At 60.9% G+C, this 15,964-nt stretch carries 15 protein-coding genes; 7 read left to right on the top strand and 8 right to left on the bottom strand.

Features of this window, described 5'->3' with window-relative positions:
* Window positions 1-108: 108 nt before the first annotated feature.
* From AC1D1X_RS03280 to AC1D1X_RS03250, 7 genes are all read right to left on the bottom strand, one after another.
* The gene (locus AC1D1X_RS03280) at window positions 109-729 is read right to left on the bottom strand and encodes a YdeI/OmpD-associated family protein (protein ID WP_477668433.1); all 621 of its coding nucleotides are present in this window, start codon (window positions 727-729) and stop codon (window positions 109-111) included.
* 179 nt (window positions 730-908) lie between these two features.
* On the bottom strand, window positions 909-2,084 hold the full coding sequence (locus tag AC1D1X_RS03275; RefSeq protein ID WP_477668432.1) for an ABC transporter substrate-binding protein: 1,176 nt from the start codon (window positions 2,082-2,084) through the stop codon (window positions 909-911).
* Between the two features lie 51 nt (window positions 2,085-2,135).
* A complete protein-coding gene (locus tag AC1D1X_RS03270) occupies window positions 2,136-3,989 on the bottom strand; it encodes an AMP-dependent synthetase/ligase (RefSeq protein WP_477668431.1) in 1,854 nt (617 codons plus the stop codon).
* A 4-nt stretch (window positions 3,990-3,993) separates the two neighbouring features.
* Window positions 3,994-4,791 carry an ABC transporter ATP-binding protein gene (locus AC1D1X_RS03265; RefSeq protein ID WP_477697821.1) on the bottom strand — a complete coding sequence of 266 codons (798 nt, stop codon included), beginning with the start codon at window positions 4,789-4,791 and terminating at the stop codon, window positions 3,994-3,996.
* Window positions 4,788-5,585 (bottom strand): ABC transporter ATP-binding protein, encoded by a 798-nt coding sequence (locus AC1D1X_RS03260; protein WP_477668429.1) that lies wholly within the window; start codon window positions 5,583-5,585, stop codon window positions 4,788-4,790. The genes AC1D1X_RS03265 and AC1D1X_RS03260 overlap by 4 nt, the downstream gene beginning before the upstream one ends.
* Complete coding sequence (locus AC1D1X_RS03255) at window positions 5,582-6,658, bottom strand: branched-chain amino acid ABC transporter permease (RefSeq protein ID WP_477668428.1); 1,077 nt, start codon at window positions 6,656-6,658, stop codon at window positions 5,582-5,584. Before AC1D1X_RS03255 ends, AC1D1X_RS03260 begins: the two co-directional genes overlap by 4 nt.
* Before the next feature lie 6 nt (window positions 6,659-6,664).
* Complete coding sequence (locus tag AC1D1X_RS03250; protein WP_477668427.1) at window positions 6,665-7,540, bottom strand: branched-chain amino acid ABC transporter permease; 876 nt, start codon at window positions 7,538-7,540, stop codon at window positions 6,665-6,667.
* Window positions 7,541-7,649: 109 nt separating this feature from the next.
* Between AC1D1X_RS03250 and AC1D1X_RS03245 the strand changes: the two genes are divergently transcribed.
* On the top strand, window positions 7,650-9,035 hold the full coding sequence (locus AC1D1X_RS03245) for an acyclic terpene utilization AtuA family protein (protein WP_477668426.1): 1,386 nt from the start codon (window positions 7,650-7,652) through the stop codon (window positions 9,033-9,035).
* Complete coding sequence (locus AC1D1X_RS03240; RefSeq protein WP_477668425.1) at window positions 9,032-9,400, top strand: AtuA-related protein; 369 nt, start codon at window positions 9,032-9,034, stop codon at window positions 9,398-9,400. The genes AC1D1X_RS03245 and AC1D1X_RS03240 overlap by 4 nt, the downstream gene beginning before the upstream one ends.
* 116 nt (window positions 9,401-9,516) lie before the next feature.
* On the opposite strand, the gene AC1D1X_RS03235 is transcribed toward AC1D1X_RS03240, so the two are convergent.
* Window positions 9,517-9,954, bottom strand: coding sequence for an acyl-CoA thioesterase (locus AC1D1X_RS03235; protein WP_457281131.1), 438 nt, complete (start codon window positions 9,952-9,954; stop codon window positions 9,517-9,519).
* A 48-nt stretch (window positions 9,955-10,002) separates the two neighbouring features.
* Here AC1D1X_RS03235 and AC1D1X_RS03230 point away from each other — a divergent pair, with 48 nt between their 5' ends.
* The 5 genes from AC1D1X_RS03230 to AC1D1X_RS03210 all read left to right on the top strand — a co-directional run bounded on the left by AC1D1X_RS03230 (window position 10,003) and on the right by AC1D1X_RS03210 (window position 15,956).
* Window positions 10,003-11,853, top strand: coding sequence for an ABCB family ABC transporter ATP-binding protein/permease (locus AC1D1X_RS03230; protein WP_477668424.1), 1,851 nt, complete (start codon window positions 10,003-10,005; stop codon window positions 11,851-11,853).
* A 184-nt stretch (window positions 11,854-12,037) separates the two neighbouring features.
* Window positions 12,038-13,000 (top strand): LysR substrate-binding domain-containing protein, encoded by a 963-nt coding sequence (locus tag AC1D1X_RS03225; RefSeq protein ID WP_477668423.1) that lies wholly within the window; start codon window positions 12,038-12,040, stop codon window positions 12,998-13,000.
* A gap of 544 nt (window positions 13,001-13,544) precedes the next feature.
* Window positions 13,545-14,435: a transporter substrate-binding domain-containing protein gene (locus AC1D1X_RS03220; protein WP_457281128.1), complete on the top strand. Its 891-nt coding sequence runs from the start codon at window positions 13,545-13,547 to the stop codon at window positions 14,433-14,435.
* 107 nt (window positions 14,436-14,542) lie between these two features.
* Window positions 14,543-15,265, top strand: a complete 723-nt coding sequence (locus tag AC1D1X_RS03215; RefSeq protein ID WP_457281127.1) for an amino acid ABC transporter permease — start codon at window positions 14,543-14,545, stop codon at window positions 15,263-15,265.
* Between the two features lies 1 nt (window position 15,266).
* Entirely contained in the window at window positions 15,267-15,956 is a 690-nt protein-coding gene (locus AC1D1X_RS03210; protein WP_457281126.1) for an amino acid ABC transporter permease, read from the top strand.
* Window positions 15,957-15,964 lie beyond the last annotated feature (8 nt).

Raw genomic sequence — 15,964 nt, 5'->3', positions numbered from 1 at the left:
CTCCTTTAGATCGTAAACAGGTTCTTACGTGTTCGGTTGAGGGATGGGCTCGCCCGATTGACTGTAGCGCGTCTGCCGTACGGCGTCACCGAAAAGCCCTGTCCACCGTCAGGGATGGATTTTTTCGCCCCGCTTGAGCATGTCGGCGAACTTCACCAGCCGGCGCTCGCGTGTCTCGGCTTTCTTGGCGGTTTGCAGCCTGAACAAAATGGCGAAGCGGTTGCGTGAGTCCAGTGTTTCGAAGAAGGCCTTGGCTTTGGCGCTCTTCGCGAGCAACGCCGCTAGGTCGTCAGGAACCGCCATCTTGCTCTGCGCGTCATAAGCCGCGTCCCAGCGGCCGTCGGCCTTGGCGCGTTCGACCTCGGCCAGGCCCGCCGGCTGCATGGCGCCGGATTCAATCAGTGCCAGGGCCTTGGCGCAGTTGACCTTGGACCAGGTGCTGCGTGCGCGGCGCGGAGTGAATTTTTGCAAAAAATACTGCGCGTCCATGGAATTCCTCTGGCCGTCTATCCAGCCGTGGCAGAGCGCCGCTTCCAGCGCTTCGGCGTGGGTGATGGAGGCTATGCCTGAATCCTTCCTGGCGATTTGCAGCCAGACACCGGCGCTGCTTGCGTGGTGTTTGGCCAGCCATTGGGTAAAGGCCTGGGTGTCTTTGCAGCGCACGGTGGCAAGCGGGGCGGCGGGAGTCTTGGCAGGCGTTTTGGAAGCGGGTTTGGCGGAGGTGGGCATGACGCATTTTGCGTGACACGCGGGGTTCACGGCAAGCCATGGGGGCGATCGGTGGAGGGCGAGTGCTATTAATTCAGGAGCATTCTGCGCAGATATTTAAAAGGCTTCAGTCACTTTCTGCATAAAAAAACCACCCGGAGGTGGTTTTTCGGAGTCGCGGCTGGCAGTCGCGGCTGACTTCACTGCGTGATGTAGTCCGACACCACTTTCCAGCGCGCGTCCTGCAACATCGACAGGCGCGACTGGTTGTTGCCCAAGCGCTTTTGCGGGCCGAACTTGCCTTCGGAGCTGCCGAAGATGTCGGCCGGGATCACCATGGTGTCCATGGCCTTGATGAAGCTCTCGGTCGTCAGGCTGGCGCCGGCTTTCTGCGATGCACGGATAAAGCTGTCGACCACCGTATAGCCGTAGACCGAGAACACCGTCGGGTCTTCATTGAAGGCGGTCTTGTACTTGTTGGCCCAGAAGCGGATGGGCTGCGAGGCTTCGTCCAGGTAGGGGTTTTGCACCGTCATGGTGGCGTAGAGGCCGTCCATGGCTTTGCCGCCCAGCTTGTGGATCAGATCGGTGTAGGCGGCGCTGGAGCCCAGGAAGACCGGGTTGTAGCCCAGCTTGCGCGCGGTGCCGATGCCGCCAATGGTTTCGCGGATGATGGTGCCCAGCACCACCAGGTCGCATTCAGAGGCCTTGAGCTTGGCGATCTGCGACGAGAAATCGGTCGCGCCGCGCTTGAAGGAGGTCTTCTCGACCATGGTCATGCCGATGGCTTTGAGGCCGTCATCGGCGCCGCGCTGCACTTCGAGGCCAAACTCGTCGTCCTGGTACATCGAGCAGACCTTTTTGGCGTTCTTTTCTTTCACCAGCTTGGGTACGGCCGCCTTCATCTGGTCGTAATAGGTGGCGGCAAACGAGTACTTGAGCTTGTGAAAGGGCTCGTACATCTCGCGCGCGGCCGTCACCGGGAAGAAGTTGATGACATTTTTTTCGAACTGCACCGGCATGGCGGCCAGGTTTTGCGCAGTACCCAGGTGGCCCACCATGGCGAAGATCTTGTCCTGGTTCACCAGCTTTTGCGCCGCCAGCACCGCCTTCTTGGGGTCGTAGCCCGAGTCCTCGACGATCAGCTTGACCTTGCGGCCGTTGATGCCGCCTTGTTCATTCAGCTCGTTGACGCGCAGCGTCATGCCGTTGCGGATTTGCTTGCCGAAGCCCGCGAGCGGGCCCGACAAATCCTGGATGGAGCCCAGCGTGATTTCGGTTTTGCTGACGCCCTGGCTTTGCGCCTGTGCAGTAGCGGCCGACAAGGCGGCTACGCAGGCCAGCGCGGAAAGGACGGCGGTTGATTTCAGTTTCATGGTTTTGTCTCCTGTAAAGGTTCTTGGCTCTTGTTCACCCGGTGCACGGAATCAGTACATGGCCTCTATTTGCGGGGCGTATTTTTGTTCTACGAGTTTGCGCTTGAGCTTCATGGTCGGCGTGAGTTCTTCGTCCTCCGCCGTGAGCTGCGTGTCGAGCAGGAAGAATTTCTTGATCTGCTCGACCCGCGCAAACTTCTTGTTGACCCGGTCGATTTCCGACTGAATCAATTCTTGCACTTCAGTTGCCCGCGTCAAGCTGGCGTAATTACTGAAGGGTATGTCCGCATCCTGGGCGAATTTCTCGACGTTTTCCTGGTCGATCATGATGATGACGGTGAGGTAGGCGCGCTTGTCGCCGATGACCACGGCGTCGGTGATGTAGGGGGAGAACTTGAGTTCGTTTTCCAGCTCGCTGGGCGTCACGTTCTTGCCGCCGGCGGTGATGATGATGTCCTTCATCCGGTCGGTGATACGGAAAAACCCTTGCTCGTCCATCACGCCCACGTCGCCGGTGTGCAGCCAGCCCTGGGCATCCAGCGTCTCGGCGGTTTTTTGTGGCTGGTTCAGGTAGCCCATGAAGACATTGGTGCCCCGCACCAGAATCTCGCCGGTGGCTGCATCCAGCCGCATTTCGTTGTAGCCGGCGGCCGGGCCGATGGAGCCGGGCCTCATGCAGCTGGCCGGCACGCCGCTGGCGGCGCCGCAGGTCTCCGTCATGCCCCAGACCTCCAGCATGGGAACGCCCAGCGCCATGTACCACTTCACCAGGTCGGGCGAAATGGGCGCCGCACCCGTGACGCAAAACCGCGCCTTGTGAATGCCAATGAGCTTGCGCGTGTTGTTGAGCGCCAACCAGCGCGCCAGCGTGAAGCGGGCCTTGAGCGATGCGCTGACCGGCTGGCCGGCCAGCACGGTGTCGGCGATGCGCATGCCCACGCCGATGCTCCAGGCATAGGCGGCCTGTTGCAGCCAGCTGGCTTCCTTCAACGCGATCATCACGCCTGAATAAAACTTTTCCCACACACGCGGCACGGCGGTGAACACTGTGGGCGCGATCTCGCGCACGTTCTCGGGAATGGTTTCGGGGTTCTCGACAAAATTGAGCTTGGCGCCCGCATACATCGCGAAATATTCGCCGCCCATGCGCTCGGCGATATGGCACAGCGGCAAAAAGCACATGCGCTCGTCGTCTTCGTTCTGTGCCACCAGCGTGTTGTAGCCGCGCGCGGTAAACACCAGCCCGCGCTGGCTGTGCATGGCGCCCTTGGGTTTGCCGGTGGTGCCCGAGGTGTAGACCAGGATGGCCAGGTCCTCGGGTCTGCAGGCAGCAGCGCTGTCTTTCACCGCGTTGGGGTGATCCGCCAGGTAACTGCGGCCCAGCGCGCGAAGTTCGGCCAGGCCCATGACGCCCGGGTCATCCAGGTCACGCAGGCCTTCGGTGTCAAACACGATGATCTTGCGCAGCAGCGGTAATTGCGGCCGCACTTCCAGTGCCTTGTCGAGCTGCTCGTCGTCTTCGACAAACAGCACGGTGGTGCGCGAGTCATCGCAGAGGTAGTGCACCTGCGATGCGGCATCGGTAGGGTAGATGCCGCTGCACACACCGCCGCAGCTCAGTACCGCCAGGTCGGCCAGCACCCATTCGATCACGGTGTTGGAAAGGATGGAGGCGCATTCGTCGCGCGCAAAGCCCAGGCTGAGCAGGCCGGCGGCGACTTCGCGTACCGCGTCACCGGTTTGTGTCCACGTCCAGCTGCGCCAGATGCCCAGCTTTTTCTGCCGCATCCAGGTCTTGTGGCTGCGCTGCTCCACCGCGTTCCAGAATACGGCGGGAATGGTTTCGCCCGGCATGACGATGGCATGCTCGGGCTGGATATGGCTAAGGTCCCAAAGGTTGCTCATTCAGTCACCGCCACGTCTTCTTTTTCTTCCAGCGCCGCTCGCCCCGCACACCGTCTTCCTTCATGCCGAGGTAGAACTCCTTGATGTCGTCCTTCTCGCGCAGGCGGGCGCAGGTGTCTTCCATCACGATGCGACCGTTCTCCAGCACATAGCCATAGTCCGACGCGTTGAGCGCCATGTTGGCGTTTTGCTCGACCAACAGGATGGTGGTGCCGCGCTCGCGGTTGATGCGCACCACAATCTCAAAAATTTCCTTGGTGAGTTTGGGCGACAGGCCCAGGCTGGGTTCGTCGAGCAAGATGAGGTCGGGCGAGGCCATGAGCGCGCGCGAGATCGCCAGCATTTGCTGCTGCCCGCCCGACAGCAGCCCGGCGTCTTGCAGGGCGCGCTCTTTCAGGATCGGGAAGTAGCCGTACACCGCCTCCATGTCGAGCGCCACACCGTCGCTGTCTTTGCGGGTGTAGGCGCCCATCAGCAGGTTGTCGCGCACGCTCAGCAAAGGGAATACCTCGCGTCCCTCTGGCACATGCGACAAGCCTTGCTGCACGATATGGGCCGGATCCTGTGCCGTGATGTCCTCGCCCTTGAAGTCGATGGAGCCTTTGCGCGGATCGAGGATGCCCGAGATGGTCTTGAGGATGGTGGATTTGCCTGCACCGTTGGAGCCCAGCACCGTGGCAATTTCGCTGCGGCGCACCTGCAGGCTGATGCCGCGTATGGCCTTGATGGGGCCATACGAACTCTCGACGTTGAGGAGTTTCRGGACGGGTTGGTCACTCACCGGTGGGGGAACCGCGCTCATGCCGTTCTCCTTAAAGACGTGACCTCATCCACCGAACCAAGATAAGCCTCAATCACACCGGGATCGCGCTGTACTTCGCGCGGCGTGCCCATGGCCAGGACTTCGCCCTGGTTCATGGCGAGAACCCGGTCAGACACGCGTGAGACCAGCGACATATCGTGCTCGACCATCAGTACCGTGATGCCCAGCTCGTGCTGGATGTCCTGGATCCAGAAGGCCATGTCGCCGGTTTCCTCCACATTGAGGCCGGAAGAGGGCTCGTCAAGCAGCAGCAACTGCGGCTCGGTGCACAGCGCCCGCGCCAGCTCGACCACCTTGCGCACGCCGTAGGGAAGACCTGCGACCATCGAATCGCGGTGATGTTGCAGGTCGAGGAAGTCAATGACCTGCTCGGCTTTTTCGCGTGCCAGCAGTTCGGCATCTCGCGCCCTGGCGGTAAAAAACAGGTCGTGCAGCAAGCCGGTTTGCCGGTGCGTGTGCCGGCCAATCAACAGGTTGTGCAGCACGGTGGCGTGTTCAAACAGTTCGATGTTCTGGAAGGTGCGCGCAATGCCCAGCGAGGCGATCTTGTGTGGTGGCTGATGGGTGAGCTTTTCGCCGCGGTATTCAATCTCGCCCGTGGTGGGCGTGTAGATGCGGCTGATCAGGTTGAACACCGTGGTCTTGCCGGCGCCGTTGGGGCCGATGAGCGTGAAGACTTCGCCCTGCTTGACGTCAAAGCTCACGTTGTTGACGGCCAGCACGCCGCCGAAGCGCACGCTAAGATTTTTGGCGGAAAGGAGTGTTTTGCTCATTTCAGACGGTCCGACTTCTGGAAAGTTTTTTGCCGTTTGAACAGGCCCTTGCGGTAGAACGGAAAGAGCTGCAAATAGGTGCGAACCTTCAGCCAGCGGCCATACAGCCCCATCGGCTCAAACAGCACAAAGGCAATCAGCACAATGCCGTAGACCGCCGCCTGCAGGCCGGGCGCCTGGCCTATAGTGGCGGGCAAATAGTCTTTGGTGAGGCCGATCACCTGCGGCATGGAGATCAAAAAGATGGCGCCCAGAAAAGCACCGTGTACCGACCCCACGCCGCCGATCACGATCATCAGCAACAGGTCGATGGACTGCAGGATGTTGAACTGGTCGGGCGAGATGAACTGCAGCTTGTGCGCATAGAGCGCGCCGGCCACGCCGGCCAGCGCGGCCGACAGCGCAAACGACAGCGTCTTGTAGCGCGCCAGATGGATGCCCATGCTCTGCGCGGAAATCTCTGAGTCGCGAATCGCCACAAAAGCCCGGCCCGTGGGCGAGCGCAGGAGGTTGAGGATGCCCAGTGTGGCGGCAACGGTGATGACGAGGCAGAGGAAATAAAACGACTCGCCGCTGGCCAGCTTCCAGCCGAACATGTCGGGCACCTTGATGTGGATGCCGGCATTGCCGCCGGTGACGCTTTCCCAGCGTGCAAACACTTCTTCAACAATGAAACCAAAAGACAGCGTGGCCATACCGAGGTAAATGCCCTTCACGCGCAGCGCGGGCAGGCCCACGACCAGGCCTACCGCGGCCGACAAGCCGGCGGCGCAAACCAGTGCGATGGGAAAGGGCAGGCCTGCATTGGTCATCACCGCCTGCGTGTAAGCGCCGACGCCCAGAAAGGCCGCGTGCCCCAAAGAGAAGAGGCCGGTGAAACCCGCCAGCAACATCAGGCCCAGCCCGGCGATGGCGTAGATCATCACGAAGGTGAGTTGTGCGAGCCAGTACTCGGGAAACAGCCAGGGCGCGGCGAGCAACAACAGCATCAGCGCGCCATACCAGAACACATGGCCGGTGTGCTTCGCAAGCTTGATGTCTTGCCCGTAATCGGTTTTGAAAATAAAACGCATGACGGGTCAGACCTTTTTTCTCAGCTTTTCGCCGAACAGGCCGCTGGGCTTGACCATCAGCATGATGAGCACCACCACATAGGCAGCAATGTCCTTGAAGCCGTCGGGCAGATAAAAGCCCGAGAACGATTCGACCAGGCCGATGACAAGGCCGCCCACAATTGCGCCTGGCAGGCTGCCGAAACCGCCTACCACCGCGGCCGGGAAAGCCTTGAGCCCGATAAAACCCATGTTGGCGTGCACAAAGGTGATGGGTGCGAGCAAGAGGCCGGCAATCGCGGCGACGGCCGAGGCCAGCGCCCACACGAGGCCGTTAAGGCGTTTCACGGGGATGCCCATGTAGTACGCGGCCAGCTGGTTTTGCGACGACGCCTGCATGGCGATGCCCAGCTTGCTGTACTTGAACATCGCAAACAAGACGAGGCACAGCGCTGCGGTAGTGACGATGATGGCAACCTGCTCGACATTGATGACCAGCGCGCCCAGGCTCCATATCTGGTCTTTGTAGGGCACGGGCAGCACATAGGTTTCGGTGCCTATGCCGGGGATCATGGTGATGAGGCCGCGCGCCGTGTAGCCGACACCTATGGTCAGCATCACGATGGAAAACGCGGGCTGGCCGAGGATGGGGCGTATCACGAGGCGCTCCAGCACCATGCCGAAGAGCGCCATGCCCGCAATCGCGCTGATCACCGCCAACCAGAAGGGAAACCCCAGCAAGGTCATGCAGGCCAGGCCTCCGAAAGCGCCCAGCATCATCAGTTCGCCCTGCGCGAAGCTGACCGTCTCGGTGGCCTTGTAAATCAGTACAAAGCCCAGCGCGATAAGGCCGTAGATACAGCCCTGGGCGACGCCGCTGATGAGCAACTGCAGGAATTGCACGAAGCAGTCTCCCCTTTGATGAACTTTGGTTATAGCTGTCGCTTAAAGGTCTGTCGCTAGGGGTTGTTCCGAATACGTGTCGCATACGCGATCAAGCGTAATCCCTTACATGAGAGGAAATGTTCGTATAGGCGCAGGCTTGGGTTTCTACGGTGACGCATGGGAGCCTGTGGCCGCGAGCATCGAGCGCGGTGGTGTGCACTACATCGCGAGTGACCACCTCGCCGAGCTGACGCTGGCCATCCTGCAAAAAGACCGGCAGCGCGACCCTGCACTGGGCTATGCACGGGATGTGGTCCCCATGCTGATGAAGCTGTGGCCGCTGATGCAGGCGCGCAGCGTAAAGTTCATCTGCAACGCGGGTGGGCTCAATCCTGCGGGCGCGGCTGCTGCATTGCGTGCAGCCTTTGCGGCCAAAGGCTGGAAGGCGCGCATCGCGGTGGTCACGGGTGATGAAGTCCTGCCGCAGCTGGGGGCGATCGCACCGCCGCACATGTTCAACGGCCAGGGCTTTGAGTCCGTGCGCGAGCGCATGGTGTTTGCCAATGCCTATCTGGGCGCGCGGCCCATCGTGTCGGCGTTGCAGCAAAGCGCCGATATTGTGGTGACAGGGCGCGTCGCCGATGCGGCGCTGTTCCTGGCGCCGCTTGTGCATGAATTCAACTGGAAGCTGGAGGACGCAGAGGCGCAAGTGGATCTCGACCGGCTGGCGCAGGGTCTCGCGGTGGGGCACTTGCTCGAATGCTCGGGCCAGGGCAGCGGCGGCAACTTTGGCAGCCAGCAGGCGTGGAAGGCCATTCCCGATCTCGCCCATATCGGCTATCCCATCGCCGAGGTCAGTGAAGACGGCACGGCGCTGATCACCAAGGCACCGGACACGGGCGGCCGCATCAATTTCGATACGGTGCGCCAGCAGCTGCTGTATGAGGTGCATGACCCGGGACACTATGCCTCGCCCGATGTGGTGATGGATTTATCGGTGGTGCGGCTGGAAGACCTGGGCAACGATGCCGTGCGCATGACGGGCGTGCGCGGCCACACGCGGCCCGCGCAGCTCAAGGTGGTGGGCGGGTTTCGCGACGGCTACAAGGCCGAGGTCACCTGGGGCTTTAGCTGGCCTGATGCCTACGACAAGGCAGTGGCAGCCGTGGAGATGGTGAAAGTCCAGCTGAGGGACAAGCGCCTGGCACATGACGAACTCTTTGTCGAATTCCCGGGGCTCAACTCGGCACATGGCCCACTGGCGCCACTGCCTGCGCCTGCAGTGCTGGCGGAGCTCAACGAGGTCTGGGTTCGTATGGCGATCAGGACGCAGGACAAAGCGGTTGCTGAAGGTTTTGGCCGGCTCTTTCCGTGGATGGCTTTGAGCGGGCCGGCCTATACCTGCGGCTTTCACGGCCTGAACAACAGTAGCGAGTTGTTGGGCATCTGGCCTGCGCTGATTGACCGGCAAGCGGTTGAGGCGGCGGTGCGTGTGGAGGTGTTGCAGTCATGAGGGTGCAATTGGTGAAGCTCGCGCATGCGCGCAGCGGCGACAAGGCCGACTGGGTGGACTTTGGCCTCTTTGCCTGGAACGAAACGGGTTACCGGCTCATCGAGCGCGAGGTGACGGCCGAACGCGTGCAGGCGCACTTTGCGCCCTGGCTGCCGGGCGCGGTGCAATGCTGGCGCTTGCCCAATATCCTGGCCCTCAAGCTGGTATTGCAAGGCGCGCTGCAAGGCGGCGGCGCGCGCAACCTGCGCCTGGACAGCCTGGGCAAGGCCATGGCGGCAGCGCTGCTGCGCATGGAGATCGAAGTCAGCGAGACGGAGCTGGAAGAAGCCCAGGCTGCCCCTCGCGTGGGCTGGTGGGGTGCCTGACGGGGATTGCGGGAAAATTTAAGCAAAAAAGGCCTGTAGGCCTTTTGTATCTGGCGCAAGCAGCTATCAAATAAATAGCATCCGGGTGGCAGGTGAAGGCACCTGGAACCCGGGCGTCAGGCTTTGGGAATCTTGCGGGGCTTGCCGAAATCGTCAATGGCCACGTAAGTCAGGCTGGCTTCGGTGACCTTGATGTAGCGGCCCTGGGCGCGAAAGCGCTCGGCATAGACCTCAACCTGGACCGTGATGGACGTGGTGCCGATACGGGTCACGCAGGAGAAAAACGACAGGATGTCGCCGACCCGCACGGGCTGCTTGAAAATGAACTGGTTGACGGCCACGGTCGCCATGCGCCCGTCCACGTGGCGGGCCGGTACCACCGAGCCGGCCAGGTCGACCTGCGCCATGACCCAGCCGCCGAAGATGTCGCCGTTGGCATTGCAGTCGGCCGGCATGGGAATGACCTTGAGCACCAGTTCCTTGTCGGTGGGCAACTGGACGTTCAGGGCGTCCTCGGCGTGAATGTCCGTATGGGTGCTTGATTCGGTAGACATAGGCACAATCTGAAAAAGTTATTACAACAACCTACACGATTGTCCCTCATGCGCTCCCGAGCTTCCGCTGTTGATTCTTCCCTGGCTGTGCCTGCCGCCGCGTCAGCGCCGGGCGCCGGCAAGGCGCTCGCGTTCCAGCGCTCGGACCTTGGCACCCTCAAACGCCTTTTCCCTTACCTGTGGGATTACAAATGGCGCGTGCTGGCGGCCCTGAGCTTCATGGTGGGCGCCAAGATGGCCAACGTGGGCGTGCCGCTCTTGCTGAAGAACCTGGTCGACGCCATGAACTTCAAGCCGGGCGACGCACAGGCGGTGCTGGTGGTGCCGGTGGCGCTGCTGCTGGCCTACGGCTTGCTGCGCCTGTCGACGACGCTTTTTACCGAACTGCGCGAACTGGTGTTTGCCAAAGCCACTGAAGGCGCGGCGCGGCGGATTTCGCTGGAAGTGTTCAGGCACCTGCATGCGCTCAGCCTGCGCTTTCACCTGGAGCGGCAAACCGGCGGCATGACGCGCGACATCGAGCGCGGCACGCGCGGCGTGCATTCGCTGATCTCGTACTCGCTCTACAGCATCATCCCGACGCTGATTGAAGTGACGCTGGTGCTGACGCTGCTGGCCGTCAAGTTCGACGTCTGGTTTGCCGGCATCACGGGCATCGCGCTCGTGTTCTACATTTTCTTCACTGTCACGGTGACAGAGTGGCGCACACAGTTTCGCAAGGCCATGAATGAGCTCGATTCGTCGGCCCACAGCCGCGCCATCGATTCGCTGCTGAACTACGAAACCGTCAAGTACTTCAACAACGAAGAGTTTGAAGCCGCACGCTACGACGAAAACCTGCAGCGCTACCGGCGTGCCGCCATCAAGAGCCAGAACACGCTGAGCCTGCTCAACACCGGGCAGCAGCTCATCATCGCCATCGGGCTGGTGGCCATGCTCTGGCGCGCGACCCAGGGGGTGGTGGACGGTCGCATGACCCTGGGCGACCTGGTGATGGTCAATGCCTTCATGATCCAGCTCTACATTCCGCTGGGTTTCCTGGGTGTGATTTACCGCGAGATCAAGCAAAGCCTGACCGACCTGGACAAGATGTTTGTGCTGATGGAGCGCGAGCGTGAAATCGCCGACGTGCCGGGCGCCCAGCCCATCGTCATAGACGGCACCCCGGCCGTGCGTTTTGAGAATGTGAACTTCGCCTACGACCCGGCGCGGCCCATCCTGCACAACGTGAGCTTTGAAATTCCGCCGGGCAAGACCGTCGCGGTGGTGGGCTCTTCGGGCGCCGGCAAGTCCACGCTGGCKCGCCTGCTCTACCGCTTTTACGATGTCCAGCAGGGCCGCATCACCATTGCCGGGCAGGACATCAAGCAGGTCACGCAGTCCAGCGTGCGCCAGTCCATCGGCATTGTGCCGCAGGACACCGTGCTGTTCAACGACACGGTGGAATACAACATCGCCTACGGCAAGCCGGGCGCCAGCCATGCCGAGGTCGAAGAAGCCGCGCGCGCGGCCCGCATCCATGGTTTTATTGCCTCGACGCCGCTGGGCTACCAGACCATGGTGGGTGAGCGCGGCCTGAAGCTGTCGGGCGGTGAAAAGCAGCGCGTGGCCATTGCCCGCACGCTGCTGAAAAACCCGCCGGTGGTGATTTTTGACGAAGCCACTTCGGCGCTGGATTCGGCCAACGAGCGCGCCATCCAGGCCGAGCTGCGCACCGCCGCGCAAAACAAGACCACGCTGGTGATTGCGCACCGGCTGTCTACCGTGGTGGACGCGCATGAGATCCTGGTGATGGACGCTGGGCGCATTGTGGAGCGCGGCACGCACGCGCAGCTGTTGGCGCTGGAAGGCGCGTATGCGCGGATGTGGGCGTTGCAGCAGAGTTCGGCAGAGGCGTAGGGATTGCGTGCCAAATCGCGCTCCAGCCCTTTATTGGTGAGCGCAAGCAGCTACTAAATAGATAGCAACGGGCGAACGGCTGCCGGCGGGAACGGATCAGCAGCATCATCCCGCGCGTCTTGCGACTCCCCGGCTATGGAATCCCCGTAGGTCAAACTTCTACACAGGCTCGCATAATTGGCCCATGGAAACCAAATGGCTGGAAGATTTTGTGAGCCTGGCTGAAACCCGCAGTTTCAGCCGCTCCGCCCAATTGCGTCATGTCACCCAGCCCGCGTTTTCACGGCGTATCCAGGCGCTGGAAGCCTGGGCCGGTACCGACCTGGTGGACCGCAGCTCCTATCCCACGCGGCTGACGCCGGCCGGAGAAACCCTGTACAGCCAGTCGCTGGAGATGCTGCAGGGCTTGCAGTCGACCCGCGCCATGCTGCGCGGCCACACCTCGGCCGGGCAGGATGTCATCGAGTTTGCGGTGCCGCACACATTGGCTTTCACCTTCTTTCCCGCCTGGGTCAGCAGCCTGCGCGAGAAGTTCGGCCCCATCAAGAGCCGGCTGATTGCCCTGAACGTGCACGATGCGGTACTGCGCCTTGTCGAGGGCAGTTGCGACCTGCTGATCGCCTATCACCACGACTCCCAGCCCTTCCAGCTGGATCCGGACCGCTATGAAATGGTGTCGCTGGGCCAGGAAGTGCTGGCACCTTTTGTCAGGGCCAATTCCGCGGGCGAGCCCGAGTTCAGCCTGCCGGGCCGCGCCGGCCAGCCCTTGCCTTATCTGGGCTATGCGCCGGGCGCCTACCTGGGCCGCATGGTCGACATGATCCTCAAGCAGTCCAGCACGGCCATCCACCTGGACCGGGTGTACGAAACCGACATGGCCGAGGGCCTCAAGGCCATGGCCCTGGAAGGCCACGGCATCGCGTTTTTGCCGCTCAGCGCCGTCAAGAAGGAATTACGGGCCAAAAAACTGGTCAGCGCTGGTGGCAACCTGGAAATGACCATGGACGTGCGCGTGTACCGTGAGCGGCCCACCTCCAAGGAGTCTGCCAAAACCCACGCCCAGGCCTTGTGGACTTACCTGCAGGCACAAACCGGCGGCAAGGAAAAGGTGGGTGGCCGTAGCGCGGGGACACAGGCATCGCGCTAGCCGACCGGCCTTTGCCGAAGCGGGCTGGTGGCCTTGGGGGCAAATGCTGGCATCAGACTGACGACTAGTAGTAACCCTAGGTGGTTATAAGAAAAATGCATGGAAGATCGTCGAAACAGCATTGGTGTTTTGACACCTCCAAATTTACAGTTCGTGACGTTCAAATTTTGGTGCTTGCCCGTGCTTGTTGATTCATTTGCTGTCTGCGTTGCCTTCCTTACCGCCCTTTGTGCGGCATCGGTCTGCGCCAGGCACCGCGCCATTCGGGTGATCGCCCAGCCTGTACGGCCGCGTGTGCAGGCGGCCTGACGGTCTGCTGGCACAAAGACTGCTTACATCTGCCGTATAGTTCCGGACTTTTAATGCGCGCACCATTTTGGAAAACCCCAGAAATTGCTGTCAATGCTGCGGGTTTGCAAAACCATCAACCCTTTCACGCCGTCCGCGTTCCTCCATTTTTAGAGGCCGGGTAAACCTAGGCATGTCCCGGGAACCAACTCTCTAGAATAGTTCGCTAATCGTTTCATTCATTACAGGAGATTCCATGAAACTCAAGCTAGTCGCTCTGTCTGTTGCATTGCTCGCCACCGGCGGTGCGTTTGCCGACACCCTTTCCAAAGTCAAGGCTTCAGGCGTTGTGACCATGGGCGTGCGTGACTCCTCCGGTGCACTGTCCTATACCCTCGGTGACGGCAAATACACCGGCTACCACGTCGAAATCTGCCAGCGCATCCTGGCCGGCCTCGAAAAAGCCGCCGAGCGCAAGCTGGAAGTCAAATACCAGCCCGTGACCTCGCAAAACCGCATTCCCCTCGTGCAAAACGGCACAGTCGACATCGAGTGCGGCTCCACCACCAACAACGCGACCCGTCAAAAAGACGTGGCCTTCGTCGTGACCACCTTCGTCGAAGAAGTCCGCATCGCGGTGAAAGCCACCTCCGGCATCACCTCCGTTGCCCAGCTCAGCGGCAAGACCGTGGCCACCACCACGGGTACCACTTCCGTGCAGACGCTGCGCAAGAACAAGCGCGCCACCGGCGTCGAGTTCAAGGAAATCTTCGGCAAGGACCACTCCGACAGCTTCCTGCTGCTCGAATCGGGCCGCGCCGATGCGTTCGTCATGGACGGTTCCATCCTGGCCGGCAACATCGCCACCGCCAAGAAGCCTTCGGACTTCAAGATCGTTGGTGAAGTGTTGAGCGTCGAGCCCATCGCCATCATGATCCGCAAGGATGACCCGCTGCTCAAGCGCCTGGCCGACGACACGGTCAAGGGCATGATCAAGTCGGGCGAGATGAACAAGCTGTGGACCAAATGGTTCCTGTCGCCGATTCCTCCGAAGAACACCAAGGTGGGCCTGGCACTGAGCGCCAGCACCAAGGCAGCCTGGGACAATCCGAACGACAAGCCCATGGAAGAGTACGCCCAGAAGTAATTCGGGTCAGGTAAATTGAAGAACCCCGCCTGACATCATGCTCTGGCGGGGTTTCTCGTTTACCGTGGCATGGAAAAACAACACAACAACCCTTTGCTGGAGCCGTGATGACTTGGGATTGGCAGGTATTTCTAAATGACGACGGTAGTGGCCGAACCTACTTGCAATGGATGTTTGACGCATGGGGCTGGACGCTGTCCGTCGCCGGTGCATCCTGGGTGATCGCCATGCTGTTTGGCGCACTGGTCGGCACGCTGCGCACCTTGCCCAACAGCCCGTGGCTTGTCCGCTTTGCCAATGCCTGGGTCGAGCTGTTTCGCAACGTTCCCTTGCTGGTCCAGATTTTCATCTGGTACTTTGTGGTTCCCAAAATTTTCCCCGCCATGAAGGAGCTGCCCAGCTTCATCCTGGTGGTGTTCGCTCTCGGATTTTTCACCTCGGCGCGTATTGCCGAGCAGGTCAGGGCCGGCGTGCAGGCCTTGCCGCGCGGCCAGCGCTATGCCGGCATGGCCATGGGCTTTACCACCGTGCAGACGTACCGCTACGTGATCCTGCCCATGGCCTTTCGCATCATCATTCCGCCGCTCACCAGCGAGTCGATGAACCTCTTGAAAAATTCCTCCGTGGCTTTCGCGGTGTCGATCGCCGAGCTCACCATGTTCGCCATGCAGGCGCAGGAAGAAACTTCGCGCGGCATTGAGATCTACCTGGCGGTGACGGCCCTTTATGCAATCTCTGCCTTCGCGGTCAATCGGGTCATGGCCTTTGTTGAAAAGAAGGTCCAGATCCCCGGCTTCGTTGTAGCCGGCTCAACGGGCGGAGGGCACTGACATGCTTGGACTCGACATGAGCTTCCTGAACTGGGAGATGATTTCCCAGTTCGTCGTCAAGGGTTTTATTTTCAGCATCGAGCTGACCGTCATCGCCACCATAGGCGGCATTATTTTCGGCACCGTGCTTGCGCTGATGCGTCTGTCGGGCAAAAAATTCCTGACGGTTCCCGCGACCATCTACGTCAACGGCATGCGTTCCGTTCCGCTGGTCATGGTGATCCTGTGGTTCTTCCTGCTGGTACCTGCGTCGTTCTACACGACCTTCGGCGCCTGGGGGGCCAACTACCGCGCCGAGATTTCGGCCATCATCACCTTCGTGGCCTTTGAGGCTGCGTACTTCAGCGAAATCATGCGTGCGGGCATCCAGTCCATCTCGCGTGGGCAGGTCAATGCGGGCCGTGCCCTGGGCATGACCTATTCGCAGAACATGAAGCTGATCATCCTGCCGCAGGCTTTCCGCAACATGGTGCCCATCCTGCTGACCCAGACCATCATCCTGTTCCAGGATACTTCGCTGGTTTACGCCATCGGCGCCTACGACCTGCTCAAGGGCTTCAGCACCGCCGGCAAGATCTTCGGCCGTCCTGAAGAGGCCTACCTGCTGGCCGCCGTGGTTTATTTCGTGATCTGCTTCGGGCTGTCCTTCATGGTCAAACGCCTGAACAGCAGAATCGCCATCATTCGCTGAGATCGCTG

This window comes from Polaromonas sp. P1_G4, assembly GCF_056405475.1.
The sequence above is the reverse complement of the archived record's forward strand: the minus strand, read 5'-3'. Positions and strand labels throughout refer to the sequence as shown.